Raw genomic sequence first — 14,597 nt, forward strand, 5'->3', positions numbered from 1 at the left:
TAAATGCATAATTTACAGTCATCAATTTCTTTCTTTAAATTGAATAAAACAGGCTGTTTCAAATGCCTGATTTACCTAAAAAACGAACAAAATATTACATGAAGATATCAAACATACAAGTATTGAGAGGGCCAAATATTTGGTCGATTAGCCGGAAGAAACTGATTCAGATGCGTCTGGATTTAGAAGATTTAGAACAAAAACCAACCAATGTAATAGAAGGATTTAGCGAACGGATAGAGAAACTATTGCCAAGTATGTTTACCCACCGCTGTTCTAAAGGGGTAGAAGGCAGTTTTTACCCGCGTGAAAGAAGGAACATGGATGGGCCATGTAATTGAGCACATAGCTTTAGAGATTCAGACTCTTGCAGGCATGGAAACCGGATTCGGTAGAACACGCCAAACCAAAACTGAAGGCATTTATAATGTGGTATTCAGCTATCTGGAAGAAAAAGTAGGTGTTTATGCTGCGGAAGCTGCCGTAAAAATTGCCGAAGCTTTAATTAATAATGAAGAATACGATCTGGAGCACGACATCCGTAGGATGAAAGAAATTCGTGAGCTGGAAGCTTTGGGTCCAAGTACGGGCTCAATAGTGGAAGAGGCAGTGACGCAGAAGCATTCCATGGATCAGACTGAACAAAAGCTCTCTGGTGCAATTGGGATACGGCAAAAACCAGGTTCGTTTTAGGGCCACCATGACTGAAAAAACCAGTAGTATTGCGGTAGATATTGCAAGCAATAAGGAGGAAACGAAACGTTTGCTCACTGAGGCGGCTATTCCGGTCGCATCTGGCGTTACCATTTCCAATATTGATGACCTTGAAGCTTCGGTTAAAAAAGTTGGCTTCCCATTGGTTTTCAAACCACTTGATGGAAATCATGGCAAGGGGGCAACCATCAATGTTAAAACGATGGAAGATTCTATAGCTGCTTTTGAATATGCAAAAACTTACTCGAGAAGGGTTATTATTGAAAAATTCATTACCGGATATGATTTTCGTGTATTGGTAATTGACCATAAAGTAATTGCAGCGGCTCAACGCGATCCTGCGCATGTAAGAGGTAACGGAATCCATACCATTCAGGAGCTTATTGATAAGGAAAACGAAGATCCACGCCGTGGTTACGGACACGAAAACGTGTTAACCGAGATTGCTGTAGACCGGGATACGTTAGATCTGCTTGCCAAAAAAGAATATACTTTAGAAACCATCCCCGAAAAAGGAGAGGTTGTTTATTTAAAATCAACCGCTAATTTAAGTACCGGCGGAACATCGATTGATGTAACTGATATTGTTCATCCTCAAAATATCTTTATTTGTGAAAGAATTTCGAGGGTAATCGGTTTGGATATTTGTGGTATCGATATTATGGCCCAAAATCTTACTCAGCCCTTAACCGAAAATGGCGGTGTTGTTTTAGAGGTTAATGCGGCACCGGGATTTAGGATGCACCTGGCCCCGAGCGAAGGCTTACCTAGAAACGTTGCCGCATCGGTAATTGATATGCTGTATCCTCAGGGTAAATTATCACAGATTCCAATTATTGCCGTTACCGGAACGAACGGCAAAACCACCACAACCCGATTAATTGCACACATTATCCGTAGCAATGGTAAGCGTGTGGGCTTTACTACCAGTGATGGCGTATATGTGCACAATACCATGCTGATGAAAGGCGATACCACGGGGCCTGTAAGTGCGGAGTTTATTTTAAAAGACCCAACCGTAGAATTTGCTGTTTTGGAAACGGCCCGTGGCGGAATTTTAAGGGCAGGATTAGGTTTTAATGCCTGTGATATCGGTGTGGTAACCAATATTCAGGAAGATCATTTAGGCATTTCAGATATCCATAACCTTGACGATTTAACTCGCGTTAAAGCGGTTGTAATTGGTGCTGTGCGCCGTAAAGGCTGGGCTGTATTAAATGCTGATAACGGTTATTGTGTACGCATTGCTAAAGATGCACGCTGTAATGTTGCTTATTTCAGTATGGATGAAAACAATCCGGTAATTAAGGAGCATTGCAGAAAAGGTGGCATTGCCGCCATTTACGAAAACGGATTTATCACCATTAAAACAGGCGACTGGAAACTTCGCGTAGATAAAGCAACTCATATTCCTTTAACTTTTGGTGGCTCGGTAAACTTTATGATCCAAAATGTTCTTGCCGCAACGCTTGCTACCTATTTGTGGGGTTATAAACCGGAAGATATCCGTTTGTCATTGGAAACTTTTATTCCATCTGCAGCACATACTCCCGGCAGAATGAATGTTTTCAGATTTAAGGATTTTAAAGTATTAGTTGATTTTGCGCACAATCCGGATGGATTTAATGGTGTTAAATCTTTTTTACAAAGTGTTGAAGCAACAGAACATGTAGGCATAATATCTGGAACCGGCGACAGAAGAGACGAAGATATTATCGAAACTGCCCGTATTTCAGCTCAAATGTTCGATAAGATCTACATCTGTCAGGAAAAGTATTTAAGGGGAAGAGATCAGCAGCAACTGGTTGATTTATTGGTGCAAGGAATTAAAGAGGTAGATCCCAATAAAGAAATCATTATCAATAATAAAAGTACCGAATGTTTGCAGATTGCAATTGAAACTGCTCAAAAAGGTTCTTATTTAACGATTTTAAGTAATACGATCGACAATACAATTCAGCGTGTTACTGAACATTTAGACCGTGAACTGGAGTCATAATTTTCAATTTTATTATGCTACCCATCTTTATCTTGAATTCATTTTAGGATTTTAAATAGCAGAATTGTTAAGCTTTGTATGATGGAAATCCATAAAAAACCCCTCTTTCGAAAACGAAAGAGGGGTTTTTTATTGAATATTCTTTTTATTTATGCTTGTGCATCACGCAATCTTTTAATCTCGTCGTGTGATGTTCTTAATGATGCTTTTTGATCAGAAATCAGTTCTCTAATATTCGATGGAAGATCTTCTTCTTCTAAAGCCATTTTATATCCATTTTGAGCGGCATCTTCACCAAATTCACAATTGTTTAAAACTGTTTTACGGTCGTGTCCGGTAAAAATTGCTTTAACATCCATCCAAGCTCTATAAATTTTACCAGAGTTGGTTGTTCCTGTTTCAATATCTTCGCCCAATGCAGCTACTTCTGTAGCTAAAGCCATTTTATATTTTTGGCTCTCGGCAATCATATTTAAAAATAGTGTTTTTAGATCAGCGTCGCCATCTTTTAATTCCTGACGGGCTTTTTCATAACCCTCAATACGGTCGTTATTGATTTGAACAAGGTCGTTTAATATTTCTGCTGTTGCTGTTGTCGTTTTCATGTTGTTATTTTTATAGTTTTGATGTATAAAAGCAACACCTACAATCAAAAAAAGGTTTGTCATATTTTTGATTGTTTACAACAGATCGCTAAAGATGAACCGCTTATTCTTTAGAAAAATACTGTGTAAGTTTTTCTTTTACGAATCTTCTCACCCGCATAACCATATTGCCCTTCCGTTTGATCAGAAAGTTTTTTATGTCTGCATATGCAATAGGATCTTCAGCAATTACTGTCGGAAATTCGGTAATTGGTTTTGGATTGATAATAACGTTATAGATGTCATTTATACCGGAGTGCACTCCTGTTCCATCGTGCCCAATGTTGTTCACAAGCGATTGTGATGGATTAAGCGTTATACCTCCTTTTAAAAAGATGGAAGCATACCACCTTATGGCCCAGCTATTGTTTTTTCCTTTTTTAAACTCCTGCATTTGTTTCCAGAAATTCATTTTGTTGTCGATAGAAAACGCTGCACGCTTCTTTTTATCAAATTGTTTTAAGAGCAAGTCTATATTAGGTTCAAAATTTTTCCAGGCTCTTCCCCATGTTGCCCATCCCCAACTTGTTGCAGCCCTGTAAAAAAAAGATTGCGGCAATGTTTCCGTCTTTAAAGGATACATATAAGCACCAATATGCATTACCTTTTCTTCTTCGCGGTAACGGTTTAGGGCATCATTAAAATATGCCAGCGTATGAGGTGAAGTAACCAGATCATCTTCAAAAACAATCACTTGATCGTATTCCTCTACTAATTGGCTTACCCCTGCGATTACCGAATTGGCCAATCCGGCATTATTTTTACTTTCAATAACCTTGACAGATTTAAATCCGTCGATTTTTTTTATGATTTTCCGTACCGCAGCAACTTTTTCTTTATCCTGATCCGTTTTTGCCCCGTCAGAAAAGATGTATAAGTGGCTTTGTTCAGCCAGTTCGTTCTGCTGGAGAAATTTGATTGTCCGCTCGGTATGTTGTGGACGGTTATATACGAAAAGTGCTATTGGAGCAAAGTTTTGCATTTTTGTTTTATAAATTACCCTATCAATAAATTGGCCAGTTGCTGTTACTCATCGTCATTTTGATCCGATAGCTACCGGATAAAGCATCGTGGACTGGAGAAAAATCATCAAACCTAGCATGAAGTGAAAAGACTTCTCGGCTTCGTTTCGAAATGACGGTATTTCTAATTTAAAATATATGCAGGTTATGATCTGATTTTTTAGTTAAAACCGTGTATGCGTTTGCAAATTGCTCCTGCTTTTTCTTTCCAAAAAGATTGCCCAACACTTTTTTAATGCGGTATTCGAGTTCTATTTTTAGATTTTTAGAAAACGTTTTTGGTGCTTTTCTATTGATAAACTCATTAAATTTAACCGTTTCAGGGGCAGTCATCGAAACTTTATCTTCCAGAATTTCCAAACCTTCACTTTGCAATAAAAACCGCAAAGAAGTTGGCGTATACATGTTGATGTGCCCATAATCCAAAAAATGTTTCATTCTTTGGTCTACACCGAAACGATAATCTTTTGGCACTTCTACCACTACATATTTTGCAACCCTTTTTAACTCACGGAGCAAAATTCTTTCGTGTTCCACGTGTTCTAAAACATGCGCTAAGATGATCAGGTCGAAAGCATCATCCTGATAAGGAATTTTATATCCATCAAAGGTTTGTGCCTCTTTTAAACTGGCAAGCTTACGGTCTATTATAATGTCGACACCACTTTGCGCAATTTCCAGCGCATAAAGTTCAGGTGCAAAATGCCATTCATTTAAAAAGTGTAAAATACTGCCATCACCTGCACCAACCTCTAATACTTTTTTAGGTTTTAGCCCTTTACAAACCTCAACAATGTTTTGCGCTTTATATTTTGCACCAAGCATTCGCCAGGCCACATCGCTATTGGTATAAAAATTATCGTATGCGGTTTTTACTTCTTCGCTTAACATGTGCTAATTAATTTAAATACCTAAACAATTGTCTTGCTTGTAGAAAACTGATGTTGCTTTTTCGTAGAAAAGCCCTGGTGAAATTCCACTAAAACTAATTTCTTTAAAACCTTGTGTTTTTAAAAGCACACGTGCAGGATTATAAACTTCGCGTTCGCTGTCATCCAAAACCAATACACCATTTGATGATAACGCATCAACGCTATATTTACAGCAATTTACGCGGTCGCGGCCATCTACGATAATAATATCGAACTTTTTACCCAGTAAAGTTGCTTTTTTAGCATATTCGCCATCTTTTTCCAAGTGACAGAAAATCATCTCGGCATTGGCCGGACTTGTATTTTTAACATTATCAAACCAGCCTTTATCATGTTCTACCGAAGTAACCGAACCTGCTCTTCTTCTGCATAAAAAATGGTAGAACTGCCCGAACCGTATTCAAAAATATGCTGTGTTTTGTTGATCCGCTCCTTTATAAAATCGATAAACGAATAGGTTACCCAGGGCAAAGCTTTTCCTTTGCCATCTACAGCCTGTTTCTTATCAAAAGCGGTGAACCAGCCAATGCTGTTCAGGTAGCCTTTATGACCGTAAGATAATAATGCTTTAAGCCTGCTTGGCTTTGCAACTAATGTGGTTAATGCTTTAAGAGTACTCAACGTTTAAATATTTTTTGAAATGCTGTGACCAAAAATAATGATTTTAACATCATTATACCTTGTTGACGAAGTTTAGGAATAAAAAGTATAAAAAAAGCCGAAATAAAGTATGCAATTACAGTTGCTATTGCTGTACCCATCATTCCCATTTTTGGGATCAGGATAATGTTTAAAATGATATTTACAACTGCCCCAATCCCTGTTCGAATAAAAGTTAAGCGGCCAAAATTTTCTGCAATTAAATATTGTCCGCTTGCAACGCCAAGAAATATAAATACAGAACCCCAAACATGAATTGATAAAACAGGTGCTGCGTCTGCAAATTCTGGTTTAAAATAACTATAAATAAATGGCGAGGCAAAAGTTATAAAAATGGCAAAACTTAAACTTAACCAAACCATTAAATCATATAAATTCTGAAGCCTTTTCTGGTAGCGGTCCTTATCATCTCTTCTTGCATTTAAAATTGCTGGAAATAGCGATGAAACGATCGCAACAGGAACAAAGTTTAAGGCCTCACTAAAGTTTACTACTGTTGCATATGCACCTGCCTCGGCGGTTCCTCTTTCCCCTAAAATCTGTTTTAGCATGATCTGATCTATTTTCATATAAACGGATACCATTATGCCTGAAATAATTAGCGGCCAAGAAAGCGAAAAGAGTTTTTTTGCCAATGCTTTCTCAAATTTCCACTTCAAGATATTTCTATCTTTTCTATTGTAGGTAACAATATAGCCTATAGAAAGTAAAATCGTATCAAAAAGAAAAGCAAAGAAGAAGTAACTAATTGGTGAATGAATAGAGATTAGAATTATTTTTACTCCGGCAGATATCAAATTCCCGATAATCTGTACCTGCATAATGTATTTGGATTTTACTTCAGACTGGAAATAAGAATCGATAACGGTAAATGATTGAAATACACCAATAAATGAAAGTAACAAAATGAACTGATATTGGATATCCTGTAGAGGATAAATAAGCCATGCGAGTGAAACTAAAGGAATACAGATAAATCCAGCAAAAATTTTCAGTCCAAATGCCGTCCCTAAAATCTGATCTCTTTTCTGTGGGAACTGGTGAAGTTCTTTTACAAGAAACTGATCCAAACCGAGGCCTGCCAATGCAGCAAATAAAAAAACATAGGCGATTGAGGTAGTCAGAATACCATTGCCATAAGACAGCAAATAGTTCGCAACCGCAATATTGGTTAGCATTTTAATTCCTAAACTGCCAACCTTCCCCATCAAAAGCATTCCTGTATTTTTAAAATACTTTATTAGTGCTTCCTGGTCAAAACCTTTTATGGCGGGTAATTTCATTAACGCAAAGATGTAAAAAATGTGCGTTAAGTAAGGCGATGTAAATGCTAAATATTTAATCCCGAAAGTACATATAAAGGTTATTTGCCCTCACTCTTACTTTCCAACACTTTTGTTTCTGTTGTTTTAACTTCAGGCGTTTGCGCAGGGATAGTATTTACCGATGGAATTGGCTTGCTGTTTAAAGGAGCACCAACTGCAAGGTCGCACCTATGGTTTGGCTGGCCATGCGGTGGGTTTAAACCTTTGGCTGTTTTAATACCTATCGATTGTTTTACCGCAGGTTGAGTGGTAACAACCTGAGTGGGTTTACTGTCAAGAGGTGCGCCGATAGCAATATCACACCGATGACCTGGCTCTCCATGTTTGGGATTTAATTTCTTCCCTGAGGTATTTGCTTGTGGTGTTGCGGGAGTATTATTTGCCTGCTGATTTAGTTTTTGCTGTGGTTGTGCAGCTGCCGCTTGATTTAGTGGTGCACCTACCGCTAAAGCACAGGTATGGCCAGCTGCGCCATGCGGTGGATTAAAAATAAGGTTAGTTTTTGAACTTTGGCTTACTGGCTGAACGGTGTTGCTTTTTTGCAAACCCTGCATCCCCGTAGGTGTTGAAATAACCGTTTGAGCAGTTTCTTTTTTTTCGCTATTGCAGGCACAAAGCACAGTAATAATGAGGAGGTAAAAAGCGTATTTCATGAGACTGAATTTGGGACTACCCAAATATGGTGAAATTAATTTACGCCTGAAAACTCTTTTCTATTCTTTCTAACTGTTTTAAATGGTGTTTTAAATGAATTTCAATAAACCTTAACCATTGTTTAGCATTTAAATAGCCTAACCTGGGGTGTTTGGTTTTACAATCGGGCTTCGCATTGGCAATTAAAGGATAATTATCTTCCAGCGCCTTTTCGAACTCTAAAATAAAATCCAGAGCTTCCGTTTTACTGATCTTTTTTACACGATCTGCCAGGCGTTTGGGCACCTTGTATTTTTTTGCAGGCGGAAGAGCACCCAAAAGTAAAATCATTTTTACAATGAAGTGTGTCGGTTTGTTTTCGCCCTTGCCGTTAGCTGCATGCTCCATCGCAATTATAGATAAGAGGCTCGCATCAAAAATATGTGAGTATACTTCGCTGTAACTCCAACCGGCAATTGGGGGTGTACTTTGAAAGATATCGTCGGGATAATTAAATAATTTTGTTTTATAGGCATCGATAATTTTATGTATCGATGCCTTTATTTTTGCCGCTGTCATTTAATAAAGATAGGATGAATTACTGCTTCTCCAAATATTTTAAGAAGTCGTCTTTAGAAGACGGGAAAATGAAAACATCAGATACCGTGAAATAATTCTGAGGATCTGCAACGTTTTTATAAAGATTCCTGGCCACTTTCAATCGCTCATCATCAAAGCTGAAAGATTTTAACAAAATTCTTGCCTGAGCGCTTAACAGTGAGGAGTTTTTACTCACTACATTAATCATTCTTAGTCTGCCATCATCAAAATTTTCCTTTCTGTACTGGTTTAAAAACGCCTGGAAAGCCTCCTCAGACAGTAATCTATAATTTAATTCTGGTTGCGGTGGCCTTGGCGGCACAATCCCAGTATTGTAATCTCCGGTATAACCATCAAAATCATTTAGCGCATATTGTGTATTGCGGAAGATGGTGAGCTGTTTTAAAGTGATTAACCGCTTATTTTCAAAACTTAATACAAGCCGCTCTTGCGGAGTAACCCTAAGCCGCTGTTTTAATAATACGGTATTGCCCTGAATAATAGATAGTGTTGGTGCGGTGCTGTATACATCGTAAAAGCGGAACCTCCCATTGGCAGATCCAACGAGTTCATCGTCTAAATACACGCTATACTTGCCTGGATTAACAATTTGTAAGAATACTTCGGCAGAATTGCCATTGTGTTGAGCGAAAGTTAGGGTAGCAAATAGCATTGCCAATCCTAAAAAGATGGTTTTTTTCATTTTAATTAAGGTTTCATTTGTGTGTGTATTAACCTAATGCCAAACAAATGCCAAAATCAAACAAAAAAGGAGTAAGGCTAAAAAAGTCTTAATAATTCTTCGAGGTGAAGAATTTCTTTGTGTACATCATCAGGTTTTTCTTTGCGCATGGGATTGAAAAATATAGCCTCCATCCCAAAGTTTAAAGCACCATAAATATCAGCCTCCAAACTATCGCCAATCATAATGCTTTCTGCTTTAGAAGCCCTGGCTTTATCCAATGCATATTCGAAAATTAGTGGATTTGGTTTGTTTACGCCTACATCTTCGGAGATAATTACATTTTCGAAATAAGGATTAAGGTTAGAAAGATTCATTTTGGTTAAAGTGGTTTCCTTAAATCCATTGGAAATTATATGCAGGGTATATTTTTGTTTTAAATAAGCCAGAACATTTTCAGCTCCTTCGAAAAGATTGGTTTTGGTAGGTGAAATACTCACATAGTCATCTTCAAACTGATGAGGTACTGCATCTGGATGAATACCCAATTGAATAAAGGTTTTGCTAAAGCGTTCCGACCTTAAAAAATCTTTCGTGATTTTCCCCAGGTGATAATCGGCCCACAACTGGTGATTATTTTCGGTATAAGTGGAGATAAAATCAGAGCAGGATTTTAGGCCAAGCGTATCCAATTTATACGTTAAGTAAAGCTCATTCAACGTTTCTTCGGCATTGCGGTCAAAATCCCAAATGGTGTGGTCAAGGTCGAAGAAAATATGTTTTTTCATGAAATAAGTTTTTACAAAGGTAGCCTAATGATTTTTGAATTATAAATAATCATCAACTTTCGCTTTTAACTCTTCAATAAGCATTTCATCCATGTATTGGTAATCGTCAGGAATATCAAGTACAATAATTTCCTTTTGATAGGTTTCTTCAGCGAAACGCTGCGTAATTCTTTGCTTGTGTTTTTTCTCCATTACAAAAATCAAATCGGCCCACAAAATCAGTTTTGCATTGATTTTAATCCTGGCCGATGGTTCGGTTCCGGCAGATCGTACCTGGTGAACAGCATGGTTTTTATAAATGGTTTCGGCAGTAGCACTTCGCCATTTGTTTCTACTGCATACAAAGAGAATATTCAAGTTTTATTTACTAATGATTAATAACGTTGGGGTAAAAATATAGATTGCAGACCAATTTACACTTTCTCTCCGTAAGCCAGGTCGCCAGCATCACCAAGCCCTGGAACAATGTAAGATTTGCTGGTCATTTCCTCATCAATGGCACCCAGCCAGAGTTTCGCCTTTGGCAGGTTGGCACGTACATGTGCTACCCCCTCGGTACTTGCTATTGCGGCAACTATATGAAGTTCTGCTATTTTATAGCGGTTTATAAGCTCTTTTACAGCACATTACCATGCTTTGGCCGGTGGCCAACATAGGATCGGCCATAATTAAAACTTTTCCATCAAGATCAGGGGTAGAAATGTAATCCATCTGAATTACAAAATCACCGCTCTTTTTTACTTTCCTGTATGCCGAAATAAAACAACATTCTGCTTTATCGAAAATATTAAGCAAACCTTGCTGTAAGGGCAAACCGGCCCTAGTATGGTAGCCATAACCGGCTGTTCTGCCAAAACATTGCAAGGCGAAACACCTAGGGGTGTAGTAATATCTTTGGTTGTGTATTGAAGTGATTTACTGATTTCGTAAGCGAAAAACTCACCAAGCCGCTCCAGGTTTTTACGGAAACGCATCGAATCTTTCTGGATATTCTCATCCCGGAGTTCGGCAATAAAGGTATTGGCAATAGATTTTGTTTTGCTCAGATCAAAAATCATAATCATGTTTTTCGGTACCCAGGGAATTACCCTGTAATGGTTTAAATTTAAGAATTTTAAGCCAAAATATGTTAAACTAAATCAATTACCTGTGTAACTCATCATTTCTGCAAAAAGTAGTTTTAACTTTTTGTATTTAGGGTGGTTAGCTAAACTCTTTAAATGCCAGCTGCTATAAAAAGTGCCATTTACCACCTTAACCGAATCAATATACCGCCGCAAAATTTTTGTAGCGTCCTGATGTGGTAAGAACTGAAGAATGTAATCGGTTAAACAATAAGAATTAACAATCAGGGGCGTTACTTTTTCGAGTTGCAGATCGTACCAATTAAATGCTGTGCAGGTACCGGCCCTAAAACCAGGTACATTACTGTAACCCATCGAATAATCGGCAGTAATACCTGAGTTGAGAATATTAAGGTAACAAATGGGAAACTTTAAAACTTCCAGTTGCTGACTGGTTGAAGGAACAATATTTGGATGTATCTTTTTAAGTTTCGATAAGCCTTCTTTAATTTCTACCTTTTTTTGCACATCGCTAGCACAAGGCCTTAATAAACCTAATGATTGGTTAACTAAAAGCTGTGAAATGCTGTTTATCCGAAGGTATTCTACCGGTACCTCAGGAAAATCGACAAAATAAAGCGGCTTATTTTTCTTTTTGGCAAAAATACTGTTCGTTTCTTCCAAAACCTTCTCATTATTGATACCAATACCGGTAAGCAGATCAAATTTGGAGCTGAGGTAATTGTTCTCTTTTTTAAAAAGTGCACTAAAAACAAATTTAGTACGGTTTAAAAAGCCATCGGGTATATTGGGCGATAAACTAAAGTGTATGGTGGGCTGCTGTTGAAATTTCTTTTCGTGAAATTTAAACTCGGGATGTTTTTTCCTGATGATACTTTTAATCATCAGCGCCCACTCATCAATAATCGGCCGCTCTAAAATCCGCCATTTGTGCTGATAACTTTTTGATGGTTTAAAAGCTTCGTCTGTTACTTGCTGATGAAGATATTCTTCGTAACGGGTAACAATAAAAAACGAGGCAGCAAAAATATCAAAGGGTAAAGTAGAATCCTCAACAGGAAAAGGAACCTGGTACTCGCCAAAAGAAATGCTTTTAGGTTTTAGTTCTTCCAGTTTATTGGAGAAAAGCAACGGGGTACTTTTAAAAAAAAAGTTCAGCGCCTAATGGCTGCTCGCCATAGCTGATCTTAACCTGGTCGCTTTGCAGAAAATATTGGCTATTGCCGGTAAATTCTGACTTCGGCCTTAAGTATATCCTTAAAAATAAAATTGAAGATATATTTTATCCTGGGCGTTAATATATTGGAGAAGATGATTAGATGCATAACCTATTTTAACAAACCGGAATTTTAAAACAAAGATTACAAGAAATATTTCTCAGCCAATATTAACAAAACAATACCGCCTAATAAAATTAACGGTAATTTAACACTGAACCGTTATCTAATACAAAAATTACAATTAAAAGTTTGCGCTGAACTTTTTATCAGGGTAAAGAATCTTGGTACTTTTGCGGTTATTCCCCTTCACAATATGCACTATACTCATCTGATCATCAAACATATCGTATAAAATAGTATCGTTCACTTCAACAGATTTTATTGCCGGAATTTTTTCAACTTCGAGGTAGATGTTTGTGGCTTCATGATCGATCTCAAACCCGATGTAATTCATTAAGACGGGTTTTCCATTGGCTTTTACCTGTAAATGTGAAAGCAGGTATTTTTTCACCAGTTCATCCATCGCATTCTTCATGTTTGGATTGCTTAAATCGGTTTTCTGCTTATACACCTTAGCCAAAATGGCCTCAAAATCATCCGAAAAAATTTTACAGCGCTATCTCCAGCGTTTTATCTTTAGCATTAAAGTTTACTTCGGTTGTACTTACATGAAGCGGGTGTTTTATGCCAGCCTCAACAGAGAAAAAGGCACCGCACAAAAGCAGCAGAATATATTTTAATTTATGCATCAATATTTTTGTTTTCAGCAAACAAAGTTAAGAGATAAATCGGCTACTTATTAAATGTAATTAAGGTGTTATGCCCGCGTTGCTCAAGCTGTAAATGTTTAAAATTTAACCTGGCAAATATTTTAGTTAGTTTTTTGTGAGAGGGATGGACGTGGGTAAATTTGATATTAAAATTTTCGTTAAGCCAATAACTCATTTTCATTGCCATTTTTTTTAATCCTGATTCTTTTTCAAGTTCTTCCTTTAGGTATTTTTCATTGTTAACTATAATAAAACCATATCCGTTTTCTTTTACCAGATTGTAAATGCACTTGGCAAAACGGATGTCGTTAATGCAATAATACCAGCAGATGCGGTTAAAAATTACATCGAATTTCCCATGGGCTTCTTCCAGGTAACCAAGTGAAAAGTTTAGTGCTAGGCTTTCGTTTGCAGCTTTGGTTTTGGCGATATCAAGATAGTTCCGGCTGATATCGTGCCAGGTAACTTTTGCCCCTTTTTTAGCAAAAGCGATGCTATATTGCCCTGGTCCGGCACCGAGATCGAGTATTGTTTTATTTTCAAAATTAGGAATCCGTTCTTTTATGGCCTCTATCACCTCATTATTTAATTTTTGATATTCATTTGCGGCATACTTTTCCGCAAAAGCTTTAGGAACAGGATCGAAACCTTTTTCGGGTTTTTGAAAATAATATTTAAGCCAAAGCATATCGATGAATAAAACCAGTATTTACAGGTACCAATATAACTTATTGTTTGTGCAGCTTAAACAACAATCTAGTTTACACCTGTAAACCCTGTAATTGGTTAATAATTGCTGTAAAACACAAAATATTGGTAACAAATTTGGTATTTAGGCTTTTGTTTAATGGATATTTGGTCTTTTTGCAATTAAAAATATATTTTTAATCTTTATAATCTATTTTGCCTCCAATAGTTAGCTTATTATTTCATGCCGTTACAAGATTTTATCTTTTATTTCAAACTGGGTTGGGAACATATTATAAGCACTGATGCTTTAGATCATCAACTTTTTGTTTTAGCATTGGTGGCCATTTACAGCTACAATAATCTGAAACAGGTATTGATACTCGTTACTGCTTTTACCATCGGCCATTCGCTAACCTTACTTTTGAGTGTATTGGACATCATCAGATTCGAAAGCAAATGGGTAGAATTTTTAATTCCCTGCACCATAGTAATTACCGCGATAAGTAATTTATTCAGGAAGAATTTTTCATTAAAATCAGTCAAAATCAATTACTTTCTGGCATTGGGTTTTGGATTGATCCACGGAATGGGTTTTGCAAATTCCATTAGGATTATGCTGGCAAAAGACCAGAATATTGGGTGGGGATTATTTGGTTTTAATGTTGGCTTAGAGGCCGGCCAGGTTTTTATGGTGATTATTATTTTATTGGTTACATTTTTTATTTTTAACTATACACGTATAAAACGCACCAGTTGGGTGTTATTTGTATCTGCAGCCGTATTTAGCCTGGCTTTAAAAATGGCTTTGGAAAGAATTCCTCTTTAACAACATA

17 protein-coding genes and 2 pseudogenes are annotated in these 14,597 nt (G+C 37.1%); 3 read left to right on the forward strand and 16 right to left on the reverse strand.

Annotation, left to right across the window (positions count from 1 at the left end):
* Nucleotides 1-170: 170 nt before the first annotated feature.
* Together AC0IWE_RS19570 and cphA are read left to right on the forward strand one after the other, a co-directional pair.
* Nucleotides 171-693 (forward strand): annotated as a pseudogene (locus tag AC0IWE_RS19570) (cyanophycin synthetase family protein).
* Nucleotides 656-2,713, forward strand: a complete 2,058-nt coding sequence (cphA, locus tag AC0IWE_RS19575) for a cyanophycin synthetase (protein WP_471794394.1) — start codon at nucleotides 656-658, stop codon at nucleotides 2,711-2,713. The pseudogene AC0IWE_RS19570 and the gene cphA overlap by 38 nt, the downstream one beginning before the upstream one ends.
* A gap of 149 nt (nucleotides 2,714-2,862) precedes the next feature.
* Here cphA and AC0IWE_RS19580 read toward each other — a convergent pair whose 3' ends face one another.
* The 16 genes and pseudogenes from AC0IWE_RS19580 to AC0IWE_RS19655 all read right to left on the reverse strand — a co-directional run bounded on the left by AC0IWE_RS19580 (nucleotide 2,863) and on the right by AC0IWE_RS19655 (nucleotide 13,762).
* Complete coding sequence (locus AC0IWE_RS19580; protein WP_055903112.1) at nucleotides 2,863-3,318, reverse strand: PA2169 family four-helix-bundle protein; 456 nt, start codon at nucleotides 3,316-3,318, stop codon at nucleotides 2,863-2,865.
* A gap of 103 nt (nucleotides 3,319-3,421) precedes the next feature.
* Nucleotides 3,422-4,339, reverse strand: a complete 918-nt coding sequence (locus tag AC0IWE_RS19585) for a glycosyltransferase (protein ID WP_471794395.1) — start codon at nucleotides 4,337-4,339, stop codon at nucleotides 3,422-3,424.
* A gap of 169 nt (nucleotides 4,340-4,508) precedes the next feature.
* Complete coding sequence (locus AC0IWE_RS19590) at nucleotides 4,509-5,270, reverse strand: class I SAM-dependent methyltransferase (protein ID WP_471794396.1); 762 nt, start codon at nucleotides 5,268-5,270, stop codon at nucleotides 4,509-4,511.
* 12 nt (nucleotides 5,271-5,282) lie between these two features.
* Complete coding sequence (locus AC0IWE_RS19595) at nucleotides 5,283-5,591, reverse strand: hypothetical protein (protein WP_471794397.1); 309 nt, start codon at nucleotides 5,589-5,591, stop codon at nucleotides 5,283-5,285.
* A gap of 56 nt (nucleotides 5,592-5,647) precedes the next feature.
* Nucleotides 5,648-5,932, reverse strand: coding sequence for a hypothetical protein (locus AC0IWE_RS19600; protein ID WP_471794398.1), 285 nt, complete (start codon nucleotides 5,930-5,932; stop codon nucleotides 5,648-5,650).
* Entirely contained in the window at nucleotides 5,929-7,254 is a 1,326-nt protein-coding gene (locus AC0IWE_RS19605; RefSeq protein WP_471794399.1) for a flippase, read from the reverse strand. Before AC0IWE_RS19605 ends, AC0IWE_RS19600 begins: the two co-directional genes overlap by 4 nt.
* Nucleotides 7,255-7,334: 80 nt before the next feature.
* A complete protein-coding gene (locus AC0IWE_RS19610) occupies nucleotides 7,335-7,949 on the reverse strand; it encodes a hypothetical protein (RefSeq protein WP_471794400.1) in 615 nt (204 codons plus the stop codon).
* Between the two features lie 40 nt (nucleotides 7,950-7,989).
* On the reverse strand, nucleotides 7,990-8,508 hold the full coding sequence (locus AC0IWE_RS19615) for a DUF1569 domain-containing protein (protein ID WP_471794401.1): 519 nt from the start codon (nucleotides 8,506-8,508) through the stop codon (nucleotides 7,990-7,992).
* Nucleotides 8,509-8,527: 19 nt separating this feature from the next.
* Nucleotides 8,528-9,232 (reverse strand): DUF4476 domain-containing protein, encoded by a 705-nt coding sequence (locus AC0IWE_RS19620; RefSeq protein WP_471794402.1) that lies wholly within the window; start codon nucleotides 9,230-9,232, stop codon nucleotides 8,528-8,530.
* A gap of 77 nt (nucleotides 9,233-9,309) precedes the next feature.
* Entirely contained in the window at nucleotides 9,310-9,999 is a 690-nt protein-coding gene (locus tag AC0IWE_RS19625; protein WP_471794403.1) for a YjjG family noncanonical pyrimidine nucleotidase, read from the reverse strand.
* 39 nt (nucleotides 10,000-10,038) lie between these two features.
* The gene (locus AC0IWE_RS19630) at nucleotides 10,039-10,356 is read right to left on the reverse strand and encodes a low molecular weight protein tyrosine phosphatase family protein (RefSeq protein WP_471794404.1); all 318 of its coding nucleotides are present in this window, start codon (nucleotides 10,354-10,356) and stop codon (nucleotides 10,039-10,041) included.
* Between the two features lie 56 nt (nucleotides 10,357-10,412).
* A pseudogene (gene upp / locus AC0IWE_RS19635) lies at nucleotides 10,413-11,057 on the reverse strand (uracil phosphoribosyltransferase).
* An 81-nt stretch (nucleotides 11,058-11,138) separates the two neighbouring features.
* Entirely contained in the window at nucleotides 11,139-12,215 is a 1,077-nt protein-coding gene (locus tag AC0IWE_RS19640; protein ID WP_471794405.1) for a DUF7033 domain-containing protein, read from the reverse strand.
* 330 nt (nucleotides 12,216-12,545) lie between these two features.
* Nucleotides 12,546-12,875, reverse strand: a complete 330-nt coding sequence (locus AC0IWE_RS19645; RefSeq protein ID WP_471794406.1) for a DUF6702 family protein — start codon at nucleotides 12,873-12,875, stop codon at nucleotides 12,546-12,548.
* Between the two features lie 37 nt (nucleotides 12,876-12,912).
* Nucleotides 12,913-13,053 (reverse strand): DUF6702 family protein, encoded by a 141-nt coding sequence (locus AC0IWE_RS19650; protein WP_471794407.1) that lies wholly within the window; start codon nucleotides 13,051-13,053, stop codon nucleotides 12,913-12,915.
* Between the two features lie 43 nt (nucleotides 13,054-13,096).
* A complete protein-coding gene (locus AC0IWE_RS19655; RefSeq protein ID WP_471794408.1) occupies nucleotides 13,097-13,762 on the reverse strand; it encodes a class I SAM-dependent methyltransferase in 666 nt (221 codons plus the stop codon).
* A 243-nt stretch (nucleotides 13,763-14,005) separates the two neighbouring features.
* Between AC0IWE_RS19655 and AC0IWE_RS19660 the strand changes: the two genes are divergently transcribed.
* Nucleotides 14,006-14,590 carry a HupE/UreJ family protein gene (locus AC0IWE_RS19660; RefSeq protein ID WP_471794409.1) on the forward strand — a complete coding sequence of 195 codons (585 nt, stop codon included), beginning with the start codon at nucleotides 14,006-14,008 and terminating at the stop codon, nucleotides 14,588-14,590.
* Nucleotides 14,591-14,597: the final 7 nt, after the last annotated feature.

The organism is Pedobacter sp. AC402 (genome assembly GCF_979252805.1).

What these genes read in the sequence shown, in the direction of transcription:
- AC0IWE_RS19650 (WP_471794407.1), bottom strand. Translation starts at nt 13,053, where the DNA reads ATGCATAAATTAAAATATATTCTGCTGCTTTTGTGCGGTGCCTTTTTC.
- AC0IWE_RS19655 (WP_471794408.1), bottom strand. Translation starts at nt 13,762, where the DNA reads ATGCTTTGGCTTAAATATTATTTTCAAAAACCCGAAAAAGGTTTCGAT.
- AC0IWE_RS19580 (WP_055903112.1), bottom strand. Translation starts at nt 3,318, where the DNA reads ATGAAAACGACAACAGCAACAGCAGAAATATTAAACGACCTTGTTCAA.
- AC0IWE_RS19615 (WP_471794401.1), bottom strand. Translation starts at nt 8,508, where the DNA reads ATGACAGCGGCAAAAATAAAGGCATCGATACATAAAATTATCGATGCC.
- AC0IWE_RS19660 (WP_471794409.1), top strand. Translation starts at nt 14,006, where the DNA reads ATGCCGTTACAAGATTTTATCTTTTATTTCAAACTGGGTTGGGAACAT.
- AC0IWE_RS19620 (WP_471794402.1), bottom strand. Translation starts at nt 9,232, where the DNA reads ATGAAAAAAACCATCTTTTTAGGATTGGCAATGCTATTTGCTACCCTA.
- AC0IWE_RS19585 (WP_471794395.1), bottom strand. Translation starts at nt 4,339, where the DNA reads ATGCAAAACTTTGCTCCAATAGCACTTTTCGTATATAACCGTCCACAA.
- AC0IWE_RS19625 (WP_471794403.1), bottom strand. Translation starts at nt 9,999, where the DNA reads ATGAAAAAACATATTTTCTTCGACCTTGACCACACCATTTGGGATTTT.
- AC0IWE_RS19590 (WP_471794396.1), bottom strand. Translation starts at nt 5,270, where the DNA reads ATGTTAAGCGAAGAAGTAAAAACCGCATACGATAATTTTTATACCAAT.
- AC0IWE_RS19595 (WP_471794397.1), bottom strand. Translation starts at nt 5,591, where the DNA reads ATGATTTTCTGTCACTTGGAAAAAGATGGCGAATATGCTAAAAAAGCA.
- AC0IWE_RS19610 (WP_471794400.1), bottom strand. Translation starts at nt 7,949, where the DNA reads ATGAAATACGCTTTTTACCTCCTCATTATTACTGTGCTTTGTGCCTGC.
- AC0IWE_RS19605 (WP_471794399.1), bottom strand. Translation starts at nt 7,254, where the DNA reads ATGAAATTACCCGCCATAAAAGGTTTTGACCAGGAAGCACTAATAAAG.